This window comes from Amycolatopsis sp. NPDC004079, from assembly GCF_040610415.1.
In the GTDB taxonomy this organism is placed as follows: Bacteria; Actinomycetota; Actinomycetes; order Mycobacteriales; family Pseudonocardiaceae; genus Amycolatopsis; species Amycolatopsis halotolerans.
Genome location: NZ_JBEXMH010000130.1, coordinates 1 through 11,332, shown reverse-complemented (window position 1 = coordinate 11,332; position 11,332 = coordinate 1). Strand labels below are relative to the sequence as shown.

Annotated in this window: 9 protein-coding genes; 3 read left to right on the top strand and 6 right to left on the bottom strand. The window is 69.9% G+C overall.

Annotation, left to right across the window (positions count from 1 at the left end):
- Positions 1-36: 36 nt before the first annotated feature.
- From ABZX37_RS48490 to ABZX37_RS48480, 3 genes are all read right to left on the bottom strand, one after another.
- Positions 37-1,650 carry a PHP domain-containing protein gene (locus tag ABZX37_RS48490; protein ID WP_354751119.1) on the bottom strand — a complete coding sequence of 538 codons (1,614 nt, stop codon included), beginning with the start codon at positions 1,648-1,650 and terminating at the stop codon, positions 37-39.
- 143 nt (positions 1,651-1,793) lie between these two features.
- Complete coding sequence (locus ABZX37_RS48485; RefSeq protein WP_354751118.1) at positions 1,794-3,902, bottom strand: 3-hydroxyacyl-CoA dehydrogenase NAD-binding domain-containing protein; 2,109 nt, start codon at positions 3,900-3,902, stop codon at positions 1,794-1,796.
- Positions 3,902-5,101, bottom strand: a complete 1,200-nt coding sequence (locus tag ABZX37_RS48480; RefSeq protein WP_354751120.1) for a thiolase family protein — start codon at positions 5,099-5,101, stop codon at positions 3,902-3,904. The genes ABZX37_RS48485 and ABZX37_RS48480 overlap by 1 nt, the downstream gene beginning before the upstream one ends.
- Before the next feature lie 206 nt (positions 5,102-5,307).
- On the opposite strand from ABZX37_RS48480, the gene ABZX37_RS48475 reads away from it, so the two are divergent.
- Together ABZX37_RS48475 and ABZX37_RS48470 are read left to right on the top strand one after the other, a co-directional pair.
- Entirely contained in the window at positions 5,308-6,369 is a 1,062-nt protein-coding gene (locus ABZX37_RS48475; protein ID WP_354751117.1) for a tetratricopeptide repeat protein, read from the top strand.
- A gap of 26 nt (positions 6,370-6,395) precedes the next feature.
- Entirely contained in the window at positions 6,396-7,475 is a 1,080-nt protein-coding gene (locus ABZX37_RS48470) for a tetratricopeptide repeat protein (RefSeq protein WP_354751116.1), read from the top strand.
- 22 nt (positions 7,476-7,497) lie between these two features.
- Here the strand turns inward: ABZX37_RS48470 and ABZX37_RS48465 are convergent, their stop codons facing one another.
- The 3 genes from ABZX37_RS48465 to ABZX37_RS48455 are packed head-to-tail and all read right to left on the bottom strand — an operon-like array spanning position 7,498 to position 10,403.
- Positions 7,498-8,457 (bottom strand): 3-hydroxyacyl-CoA dehydrogenase NAD-binding domain-containing protein, encoded by a 960-nt coding sequence (locus ABZX37_RS48465; protein WP_354751115.1) that lies wholly within the window; start codon positions 8,455-8,457, stop codon positions 7,498-7,500.
- The gene (locus tag ABZX37_RS48460) at positions 8,454-9,566 is read right to left on the bottom strand and encodes an NAD/NADP octopine/nopaline dehydrogenase family protein (RefSeq protein WP_354751114.1); all 1,113 of its coding nucleotides are present in this window, start codon (positions 9,564-9,566) and stop codon (positions 8,454-8,456) included. The genes ABZX37_RS48465 and ABZX37_RS48460 overlap by 4 nt, the downstream gene beginning before the upstream one ends.
- 45 nt (positions 9,567-9,611) lie before the next feature.
- On the bottom strand, positions 9,612-10,403 hold the full coding sequence (locus ABZX37_RS48455) for an SDR family NAD(P)-dependent oxidoreductase (protein WP_354751113.1): 792 nt from the start codon (positions 10,401-10,403) through the stop codon (positions 9,612-9,614).
- Between the two features lie 51 nt (positions 10,404-10,454).
- Between ABZX37_RS48455 and ABZX37_RS48450 the strand changes: the two genes are divergently transcribed.
- The gene (locus ABZX37_RS48450) at positions 10,455-11,219 is read left to right on the top strand and encodes an IclR family transcriptional regulator (protein WP_354751112.1); all 765 of its coding nucleotides are present in this window, start codon (positions 10,455-10,457) and stop codon (positions 11,217-11,219) included.
- Positions 11,220-11,332: the final 113 nt, after the last annotated feature.

The window sequence follows — 11,332 nt, the reverse complement described above, 5'->3', positions numbered from 1 at the left end:
GCTAAGCCGGTTAGAACCGGCTTAGCCACGCACGACTCAGTGGACGTCCACGAACGTAGGATTCCCGTACAGCCAAAGGTCTTCGTACGGATTCGCCTGCCCGATCACGTCCATCATCGGCTCAATGCCGCCCGGTACGTGCCGCTTCCCGTCCGTCCCGCGCACCCGGACGTAGAACGGCTCCCGCACGTTGCGGAACGTGTGCTTGAACATCACCCGCCGTCCCGCATATCCGCGCGAAGGCGTGAACGACTCCACCACCCGCGTACCGGGTGCAGTCATCGCGTCGCGATCCGCCGCCGGGCCGGTGACCGGGCCCGAGATCAGGTCCAGCCGACCCAGCCGCGGCACCGAACCAGACCCGTTCGGCCGGTACGCGGTCACCGCCGAAACGACGACCGTCACGGTCGAGCCGCGGCGCACGCGCAGCCGTCCGCCGAACGTCGCGCAGTCACCGCCGCCGAACACGCCGACTTCCAGCTGCTGCACCAAACCGCCGTGAGACAACCAGATCCGGCCCGCGCGCAGACCCTCCAGCACGCCTTCGAAGCCCGGGCGGCGCACGCCGACCACCGTGCGGCTGAACTCGCCGGGGTAGAAATCCGCGTACGGCGCGGACAATTGCGGCACCCCGCTGTCGACCGGGTCCGGGTATTTGCCGGTCTGCTCGTACCAGCCGTCCGGCACCGACGGCCGCACCAGCTGGTCGCCGCGGTTGTAATGCGAGTCGGAGTTCGTGGTGATCCACCACGGTTTTCCCTCAGCCAGCAGGGAATCCCACAGTCCGCCGACCTTCGCGGCGGTCCAGTCCCAGCCGCCGAACGTGCGGTACGCCTCGGCCGGGAAGCCGGGCCACGAGTCACCGCCGGGGTTGTTGCCGTAGCCGCCCCGCGCGCCGCCATTGCCCTGCGGCTTCGGGAATCCGTCGGCCTGCGCACCCGGCGCGCCTTCCATGCCGATCACGATGCCCGGCGCGGTGTCGCGGTAGTTGCGCAGTTCGTGCGGCGACACGCGGCCGTTGCGCAGCGGATGGTTGATCAGCACGACCGGCGCGTGGATCCGGCGTGTGCGTTCCTGCTCGGCGAGCCACCGCAAACCCTTGAGCGCCAGCGCTTCGTGCTCCGGGCTGGAGGATTCGGAACCGGTCAGCCGCCAGTCGAAACCGCGTTCGAACTCGCGCAGCACGTTCGCCTGGTCGCGCCCGGCCTGGAAGAACAGCGTGGCGTGCTCCGCGCCCGGCACGTTCCACTCCATGCCTTGCCACAGCAGCAGATCCGGATGCCTCCGCTGCGCGGCGAGCACGTCGCGGCTGGTCGGCTCCACGGACGATTTCTCGTGCGTCGCGTGGCCGTGATCAGTGAAGACGATCCACTTCGCGCCGTGCTCGCGCGCGCCGGCCGCGATGCGGTCGATGGTGTACATCGCGTCGTACGAGTACTGGCTGTGCGTGTGGTGATCGCCGACGACCCACTGGTAGCGGCGGCCGAACAGCCAGTCGAGATCAATCCCGAGGTCAAGCCCCAGATCGAGGTCCATGGCGTCGGCCCGGCCCGAGGCCAGCACCGGGGCCCCGGCCGCGACGGCGCCGACGAGCCCCGCGCGCTTGAAGAATCCGCGACGGCCGACGCCGCCCGGGTCCGTGGTGTTCATCCTGCTCCTGACCTGCTCGAACGATTCGGCAGGACGCTATGGGGCAGCGGTGAACGGCTGGTGCCCGGAAGGTCACGAAGTACTCGGTGTGTCCGGGTTCACGGCGGAGCCGCCCCGCGGGACAGGGCGGCTCCGCCAAGGCGTTACGCCGGAACCGAAGCGACGCCCTGGGAGAGGAACGGCTTGCCGTTGACCCGCTCCGAGACGCCCGCCCGGTCGAGGTACGGCGTGATGCCGCCCAGCCAGAACGGCCAGCCCGCGCCGAGGATCAGGCACAGGTCGATGTCCTGGGCCTCCGCGACGACGCCCTCGTCGAGCATGATCCGGACCTCTTCGGCGATCGCGTTCAGCGCGCGGTCGCGGACCTGCTCGGCGGTGGACGGCCGGTCGCCCTGCGTCCACAGCGCGGCGACCTCCGGGTCGACCGACGGCGTGCCCGTCGCGTCCCAGGTCCACACGCCCTTCTTGCCCGCCTTCACGAACTTGTCCAGGTTCTCGCTCACGGTGAAGCGGTCCGGGAACGAGCCGTGCAGCGTCTCGCCGACGTGCAGCGCGATCGCCGGGCCGACGAGCTGCATCAGGTTCAGCGGCGACATCGGCAGGCCGAGCGGCTCCAGCGCGGAGTCGGCCACGTCGAACGGCGTGCCCTCGTCGACCGCCACCAGCACCTCGCCGAGGAACCGCAGCAGCAGCCGGTTCACGACGAACGCCGTCGCGTCCTTCACCAGCACGCTCGACTTCTTCAGCTGCTTGCCGACCGAGAACGCGGTCGCCAGCGCCGCGTCGTCGGTCTTCTCGCCGCGCACGATCTCCAGCAGCGGCAGCACGGCGACCGGGTTGAAGAAGTGGAAGCCGACCACGCGCTCCGGGTGCCGCAGCTTCGAGGCCATCGCGGTGATCGACAGCGACGAGGTGTTCGTGGCCAGGATCGTCTCGGGGGAGACGTGTTGCTCCAGTTCGGCGAACACCTGCTGCTTCACGCCCAGCTCTTCGAAAACGGCCTCGATCACGAAGTCCGCGTCGGAGAACGCGGCCTTGTCGAGCGAGCCGGTCACCAAAGCCTTCAGCCGGTTCGCGCCGTCCGGCGACACGCGCTTCTTGGCCAGCAGCTTGTCGATCTCCTCGTGGACGTAGCCCACGCCCTTGTCGACGCGCGCCTGGTCGACGTCGGTGAGCACCACCGGCACCTTGAGGCGGCGCACGAACAGCAGCGCCAGCTGGCTGGCCATCAGGCCCGCGCCGACGATGCCGACCTTGTTCACCTTGCGCGCCAACGACTTGTCCGGCGCACCGGCCGGCCGCTTCGCCCGCTTGTTGACCAGGTTGAACGAGTACAGCCCGGCCCGCAGCACGTCCGACATCAGCAGCTCGGCGAGCCCGTCGGTCTCCGCCGCGTAGCCGCGGTCGAGATCGTTCTCCCGGGCCAGCTCAAGCAGTTCGACAGCCTTGGTCGCGCCCGGCGAAGCACCGTGCGTGCGACCGTCCACGATGGACTTGGCGCGCGCGACGGCCGCGTCCCACTCCGCGCCGCGGTCGATTTCCCGGCGAGCGGGGGTGATTTCGCCGTTGACGACCTTGGCCAGCCACAGCAGCGACTGCTCCAGGTAGTCCGCGGAACCGAAGACCTCGTCGACGATGCCGAGCTCGGCGGCCTTGCGCACGTTCAGCATCTTGTTCTGCGCCAGCGCGTTCTCGATGATCACGGTGACGGCGGCGTCCGGGCCGATCAGGTTCGGCAGCAGTTGCGTGCCGCCCCAGCCCGGGAACAGGCCGAGGAAGACCTCGGGGAACGCGATCGCCGCGGTGTTCTCCGACAGCGTCCGGTAGTGGCAGGACAGCGCGAGTTCGAGCCCGCCGCCCATCACCGCGCCGTTGACGAACCCGAACGTCGGGATCTTCGATTCGGTGAGCCTGCGGAACACGTCGTGCCCGGTCTGCGCGATCTCCCGCGCCAGCTTCGGGTCCGACACCGCCTCGACGCCGGAAAGGTCCGCGCCGACCGCGAAAATGAACGGCTTGCCGGTCACCGCGATCGCGGCGGGCTCGGCGGCGAACGCCTTGTCCAGCGCGGTGTTCAGCGACACGAGACCCTGCGGTCCGAAGGTGTTCGGCCGGGTGTGGTCGTGGCCGTTGTCCAAGGTGATCAGCGCGACCGGCTTGTCCAGCCCGGGCACCTTGACCAGGTTGGTGACCGCGTTCGTCACGACCTCGTCCGGGAACGCGGCCTTCGCCGCTTCAGCGGTGAAAGTCATTACTTCGCCCCCTCAGAGCCGTTGTAGGCCGGGTTTTCCCAGATCACGGTGCCGCCCATGCCGATGCCGATGCACATCGTGGTGAGGCCGTAGCGCACGTCGGGGCGCTCGGCGAACTGGCGCGACAGCTGCGTCATCAGCCGCACGCCGGACGAGGCCAGCGGGTGGCCGCAGGCGATCGCGCCGCCCCACTGGTTGACCCGCGGGTCGTCGTCGGCGATGCCGAAGTGGTCGAGGAACGCGAGCACCTGCACCGCGAACGCCTCGTTGATCTCGAACAGGCCGATGTCCTCAATGGACAGACCGGTGCGCTGGAAGAGCTTCTCGGTGGCCGGCACCGGGCCGATGCCCATGACCTCCGGCTCGACGCCCGCGAACGAGTAGCCGACCAGCCGCATCCCGACCGGAAGACCCAGCTCGCGCGCGGTGTCCTCGTCGGCGAGGATCGCCGCGGTGGCGCCGTCGTTGAGACCGGCCGCGTTGCCCGCGGTGATCCGGCCGTGCGGGCGGAACGGCGTCTTCAGCTTCGCCAGCTGCTCGACGGTCGTGCCCGGACGCGGCGGCTCGTCCTCGGTCGCGAGACCCCAGCCGAGTTCCTTCGACTTGGTCGCCACCGGAACCAGCTCGGGCCCGATCTTGCCGGTCTTGACGGCCTCGGCGTAGCGCTCCTGGCTGCGCGCGGCGAACGCGTCCGTGCGCTCCTTGGTGATCTCCGGGAAGCGGTCGTGCAGGTTCTCCGCGGTCTGGCCCATCACGAGCGCCGTCGGGTCGACCAGCTTGTCCGCGACGATCCGCGGGTTCGGGTCGACGCCCTCGCCCATCGGGTGGCGGCCCATGTGCTCGACGCCGCCCGCGATGGCGATGTCGTACGCGCCGAAGCCGATGCCGCTCGCGGTGGTGGTCACCGCGGTCATCGCGCCCGCGCACATCCGGTCGATCGCGAAGCCCGGCACGGACTTCGGCAGCCCGGCGAGGAGCGCGGCGGTGCGGCCGATGGTCAGGCCCTGGTCGCCGATCTGCGTCGTCGCGGCGATCGCGACCTCGTCCACGCGCTCGGGCGGCAGCTCCGGATGCCGCCGCAGCAGCTCGCGGATGGCGTTGACGACGAGGTCGTCCGCCCGGGTCCCGGCGTACATGCCCTTGTCGCCCGCCTTGCCGAAGGGCGTGCGTACCCCTTCGACGAAGACGACATTGCGCACCCCTCGCGCGGTGGGCGCGAGCGGCGGCGTTGCTGGTGCGGCCACGAATGCTCCTGAAGTAGAGAGTGTTCCTGTCCCGCACCCTAGCCCTTGTTACCCGTGGGTAACCAGTGCAGTGGCCCGGTCGAGTGGGAGACGGCACACTCCTGGGGTCTTGTGGCATGGGGCACACTGGCGGGAACGCACCAACCGGACGGGGGACGGCAATGGCGCTTTTCCGGGCGAACCCGGCAGCCGAAATCGCGAAGCTGCGCAAAAAACTGGCGAAAGCCGCGGATCCGGATTCCCCGGAGAGCCTCGCGATGCGCCACCGGATCGGCATCCTCCTGGTGGAAACCGGCGACTGGCCCGCGGCGGAGGAGCACTACACCGAACTCGCCGACGCCCAGGTGCGCGTCGAGGGCGATCAGCACCCGGGCACGCTGGGCGCGTGGCTGAACCTGGCGACGGCGAAAGCCGCGCTGGGGCAGACCGAGGACGCGGTGCAGCTGATGGAGTCCACAGTGGACATCTACGAGGCCGTCAGTCCCGCCGACCCGGCCACCCTGCGGGCACAGCTGATGCTGTCGGAGATGTACTCGCTCTCCGGGGAGTACGACGAGGCGCTGGCCGTGCTGAGCAAGCATCTGAACGCGTGCGTGGACAAGTTCGGCGAGTACCACGAGTCGACCATCGCGGGCGCGCGCCGGAAGGTGAGCGTGCTGCGGACACTCGGGCGATACGACGAGGCTGGCTCTTTGAACTCCGGTCTGTCCCGTAAGCCGCGAGACGACTACGAACGCGATAGTGCCCGCGCGGTCGGCTTGCTGATCCGGGCGGAAGCGGGCGAGGCGAAGACAGTCCAGTACAAGGCGAGGGAACTCGCCGAGCAGTACCGCACTCCGGAGTTCGTCGAGGTGCTCGCCGCGGTGCTGCTGCGAGCCGGGGAACCCGCGGAAGCGGCGGAGCTGTACCGCGCCGTGCTGTCCGCGCAACCGGCGGCGCAACAGTGGGGCCCGGCCGGGGAATTGGCCCGCGCGTACCTGGAAAGCGGCCAGCTCGACTCGGCGGAAACACTGGCCGGAGAAATCGCGGCGGCCGATGGCTTGCCGGACGGACACCCGCTGAAGCTCGGCGCCCGGGCGACGTTGGCGCGGGTGGCCCGGGAACGCGGCCGGGATGCCGAGGCGGACCGCGAACTGGCGGCGGTCGCGGCGGGGTTGACGGAGGCGTTTGGTCCGAAGCATCCGGATGTCGTCGAGGTTTCTGGGTGGCTTGAGAAGGACTGAATCTCCGGGGCGGGCAGACTGTCCAGGTGGGACTCTTCCGCACCAAGCCAGAGCCGGTTGACGAGATCGCCGCGCTGCAGGCCTCCCTCGCGAAGGCGCGTAACCCGAAGAGCGTGCCGAACCTGCGTCGGCGGCTCCTGCTGGGCCAGTTGCTGCTCAAGAACGAGGACTGGGCGGCAGGGGAGCGGCACTATACGGATCTCGTGTCCGCGTTGACGGAAGAATTCGGTCCGCGTGGGCCGGACACCCTTGCCGCGTGGGCGAATCTGGCGTATTGCCAGACTTCGCAGGGCCGTCCGGCAGAGGCGATCCCGCTGCTGGAACGCACTGCGGAGGTGTTCGAGGAAACGTGGGGCGCGCGCCAGCCAGGGACGTTCAGAGCCCAGCTGCTCCTCGCGGAAGCCTATGGCGTGGCAGCGCAGTACGAAGACGCGCTCGCGGTGCTCGACGCGCACGTCGACTACTGCACCGCCGAACTCGGCCCGGCGCACGCCCGGACGAGAGCCGGACGGCGCCGGAAGGTCACCATGCTGCGCGCGCTGGCCCGCTACGAGACGGCCGAACAATTGCTGTCAAACGAGGAAGCGCTCTGCGAGACCGACGAGCAACGAGACGCGCTCCGCGGGCTCCTCTTAGTGGTGCAGGCCGAAACCGGAGATCCGGAGGCGGCGATCGCTCCGATGCGCGACCTGTTCGAGAAGCGGCCAGAGCTGGGGGAGTCGCTGGCAACCGTTCTCCTGCTGGCAGGGCAAGCGCGCGAGGCGGCCGACCTGCTCCGTCAGTCCCTGGGCGAAGCGCGAGGCCGAGGTGCGCTGATCATCCGCACCGCGCTCGCGCGAGCCTGCGTGGAGAGCGGAAACCTGGACGAAGCGGAACACCCAGCGCGGACAGTCCTGGCTGCCGGTGCCTGGCCGGCGGGACATCCGATGGTGCTCGGCCTCCGCGCGACGCTGGCCCGGGCCGCCGCACAACGAGGCGACCGAGCGGATGCGGCGGCCGAGCTGGAATCCGTGGTAGCCGGGCTCAAAGCAGTCCTCGGCGAAGCCCATCCGCGCGTCGCCCAGGCGGCCGGATGGCTTGCGGAGTGCTGGCGGCCGCGGGCCTGAACCCGCGGCCGCCAACCAAAAGTCACTCCTGCGGACGCTCCGGAACCGGCGTCCCGTCCCGCAAATGCGGTTCCCGCAGCCGGAAAATCTCCTCGAACTCCCGGATCCGCGCCGCCCGGTAGTCCGGCACCCCGGCCGCGTCGAAGCGGTAGAACCCGGCCCCGTCCTGGAGACCTCGCCGCTGGCCGGTCATGTTCTCCTCGACGATCGCGGGCGCCTGGAACCGCTCGCCGAGCTCCCCGGTCAGGTAGCGCGAGGCGTAGTACAGGATGTCCCCGCCGCCCCAGTCGATGAATTCCAGCGGGCCCAGCACCGAGAACCGCGGCCCGAGCCCGGCGCGGACCGCGAGGTCGATCTCGGCGGCACCGGCCACCCCTTCCTCGACCATCCTCGCGGCCTCGTTCATCAGCAGCGCCTGCAGCCGCGGCACGATGTACCCGGCGGCGGGCCCGCACACGACCGGCACCTTGCCGATTTCGCGCAGCAGCTCCACGAGCCGCTCGACCGCGGCCGGGTCGGTGTCGTCGCTCCGGCTGACCTCGACCAGCGGCATCAGCTCGGCCGGGTTGAGCCAGTGCGCGTTGACGACCCGCTCCGGCCGGTCGGCGAGTTCCGCGATCTGCGTGACCAGGAAGGTCGACGTCGTCGAGGCCAGCACCGCCGACTCCGGCACCTGCGAGCCGAGCCAGCCGAACACCTCGCGCTTGACGTCCATGACCTCCGGCACGGCCTCGAACACCACGGTCGCGTCGGCGAGTTCCTTCGCCGAACGGTCGCCCAGCGTCAGGCTTTCCAGCGCGTCGGCGTGGCCGAACATCGCGCGCAGCCGGTCCGCGAGGCGCTTGCGGACCTCGTCGCGGCGGAGCTGGCGTTCTTCCTCGGTGCGGTCCTTGACGTCCGCGAGCAACACCGGATGTCCCGCCGCGAGGAAGGCCAGCGCGATGCCCTCGCCCATCCGCCCGGCGCCGACGATGGCGATCACGACTGGACTCCGTCCTGCAGCAGCTTGGTCAGCCCAGCGCGGTCGAGATCGGCCAGGTCGAGGTTCTCGAAGGTTCGTCCCTCGGCGTAGAAATCGCGTCCGGTGATGGCAGAACCCAAAGCCAGCAGACCTTCCGCGACCGGCGTCGGCACTCCGGCCCAACGGCCAGCGGACACCAGCAGCGACAGCCCGAGCCGGGTGTCTTCGAGCATGTAGCGGTGCGTGTGGAGGTCGATCTTCTCGCGCCAGTCGCCGCTGTCGGTCAGCCGCTCGTGCGCCGAGCGGCCGTACATCCACTCCTCGCCGTCGGTGGCGTAGTGATCGGCCAGCGGGAAGTGCGGCGCGCCGTAGCCGAACGCTTCGCGCAGCGCGACCCGCTCGGCGTCCAGCGCGTCGGTGACGCTCCGGATCGACGGCTGCGTGCCCTCGTTGTGAATGTCCCAGGCGGCGAAATGCTCGAGCGGACCGGCGTTCATCGTGATCAGCGGCGGATGGATGATCGGCCCCGCGTTCATCAGCGCTCCGCTGAGCCCGTCGCCCGCGTCCTCGATGCTCGGGTACGCCTCGCGCAGCGTCTTGAACGCGCTTTCCGCCAGCCGCAACGGGAAAACACCGGTCGGCAGCCGGGTCGCGTACCCGCTGATCACCACTTCGGCGTCGCCATGACGACGCGCGAGGTAGGGCAGCGTCCCGGCTTCGGCGAACGCGATCTCCGAACTCCTGCCCGCCGCGGCGACGGCCTTGGCGAAGACCATCGAACCGAACGTGCCCGGCGGCAGGAAGACCACCTGGCCTTCGGTCAGCAGCGGGGCGAGCCGGGGAGCCAGGTCGTCGTGCGTGGTCGAGGGCAGCGGGATCACGATCAAAGCCGCGCCGCGCACCGCCTCGGCGAGGTCTGCCACCGGGTTGATCTCCCCGGCGCCGTCGCCCACCGGCACCGAACGGGAGCCCCGGTAATCCCGGACGCCCACCGCCCCGGTCGCGCGCAACGCTTCCAACGCCTCGGCGTTCCGCCGCCACCAGCGCACTTCGTGGCCGTGCTCGGCGAGTTCCGCCACCGTGGCCCAGGAACCGTGCCCGCCCCCGAGAACCGCGATCTTCACTGTCATGTGCTCCTGTCTCGTGCTTGTTTCAGTCGCGCCGACCGCACTTTCTCACGGTTCGACAAGGTCGGTCTCGCCCCACAGCTGATCTTGCTGCTCGCGCACGATCGCACCGAACTCGCCCGGGACGATCGTCCGGTACGGCCCGGATTCGACCGCGACCCGCGCGATCGTCTCGACCGCCGGGGCCGGATCGCGCTGCATGGCGAGGAAATCCGAAAAGTCGTGATCCGAGGCAGGCGCGTGCTCGACGAGTTTCTCGTTGAACCCAGTGGAAAACGGCCCGGGTTCGACGACCCGCACCTCGATTCCGTGCGGTCGCAACTCCTGACGGACCGCCTGCGCCATGGCTTCGAGGGCGAACTTGCTGGCCCCGTACGCGCCCGCGCCGGGAGCGACGAACAGCCCCGCCACCGACGTGACGAACACGATCCGCCCGCCGCGCCCGCCCGCGACGAGCCGGTCGGCGACCAGCCGCGTCAACTCGAGCGTGCCGAAGACGTTGACCTCGAACGTTTTCCGAACCACTGCGGAATCCGTGCGCAGAAGCGGCCCTTCGGCACCGAATCCGGCATTGTTGAGCAGAACGGACGCGTCGAGCGCCGCAGCCGCTTCGCGATCAGCCAGGTCGAGCAGATCAAGCCGGGAGACTTCCGCGACGAGCCCGCGCTCGGCGAACGCCGCCCGCGTCGGCTCGATCTGGTCGTCCCGTTCGACGGTGGCGAACACCCGGTGCCCGCGCGCCGCGAGCGTCAATCCCGCTCCCAGCCCGAGACCCGATCCCGCCCCCGTGATCAAAACCGACTCGCTGTGTTCTGTGTTTTCCTTGCTTGGCCGACCCACGTGCGCAGTGTCGCTTGCGCCGCGGCCCCGCCTCAATCAGACTTCCGCCACATGGAAGCCAGACCCACCGCGGCGGCGCGGCTGCTGTCGGTGCTGGACTGCTTCAGCGCCCAGACGCCGGTGCTCTCCCTGACCGAGATCGCCCAGGCCGCGGGCCTGCCGTTGAGCACCGCGCACCGCCTGGTCGGCGAACTGGCCGAATGGGGAGCGCTCACCCGTGACGACCACGGCGGCTATCACCTAGGCCTGAAACTGTGGGAGCTCGGCTCGCTCTCGCTGGCCCGCGCCTCGATCCGCGACATCGCTCTGCCGTATCTGGGCGACCTGTTCGACGCGACCGGCGAAAACGTGCACCTCTCGGTGCTGGACGGAACGGATGTCGTGTTCCTGGCCCGGCTGGCCGGACACCGTTCAGTCGGCATCCTCACCACGACCGGCAGCCGCCTTCCCGCGACCACCACCGCGACCGGCCGGGTGCTGCTCGCGCACGCCGCCGCCGACACCCGCGAGTCCGCGCTGACCAGCCCGATCGCGGCGGAAACCCCGCACACCACGACCGACCCGGAGACCCTGCGCGCCGAACTCGCCGAGATCGCCCGTACTGGCTACTGCGTCGCGGATCGCCAGCTAGCCGATGACGCGGTCGCCGTCGCCGCGCCGATCCGCGACGCTTCCGGCCGGGTCACTGCGGCAGTTGCGGTTGTGGGGCGTCGGGAGACGACTTCGGTGGCGCATCTGGTGCCTGCGGTGGTCACGACGGCTACGGGGGTGGGGCGGTCGCTTGGTTATCGTCGGTCGGTTCGTGGTCGGGGTTGATTTGGTGGGGCAGCTCACCAGCTGTGTTTTTGGCGTCGGCTTCGCCGCCGCGGGCGGGATCGCTTTTATGCCGGCGTTTGGGGGCTGCCCGGCGTGAGGGGCCTTCGGCCTGT

What these genes read in the sequence shown, in the direction of transcription:
- ABZX37_RS48490 (WP_354751119.1), bottom strand. Translation starts at nt 1,650, where the DNA reads ATGAACACCACGGACCCGGGCGGCGTCGGCCGTCGCGGATTCTTCAAG.
- ABZX37_RS48475 (WP_354751117.1), top strand. Translation starts at nt 5,308, where the DNA reads ATGGCGCTTTTCCGGGCGAACCCGGCAGCCGAAATCGCGAAGCTGCGC.
- ABZX37_RS48450 (WP_354751112.1), top strand. Translation starts at nt 10,455, where the DNA reads ATGGAAGCCAGACCCACCGCGGCGGCGCGGCTGCTGTCGGTGCTGGAC.
- ABZX37_RS48485 (WP_354751118.1), bottom strand. Translation starts at nt 3,902, where the DNA reads ATGACTTTCACCGCTGAAGCGGCGAAGGCCGCGTTCCCGGACGAGGTC.
- ABZX37_RS48460 (WP_354751114.1), bottom strand. Translation starts at nt 9,566, where the DNA reads ATGACAGTGAAGATCGCGGTTCTCGGGGGCGGGCACGGTTCCTGGGCC.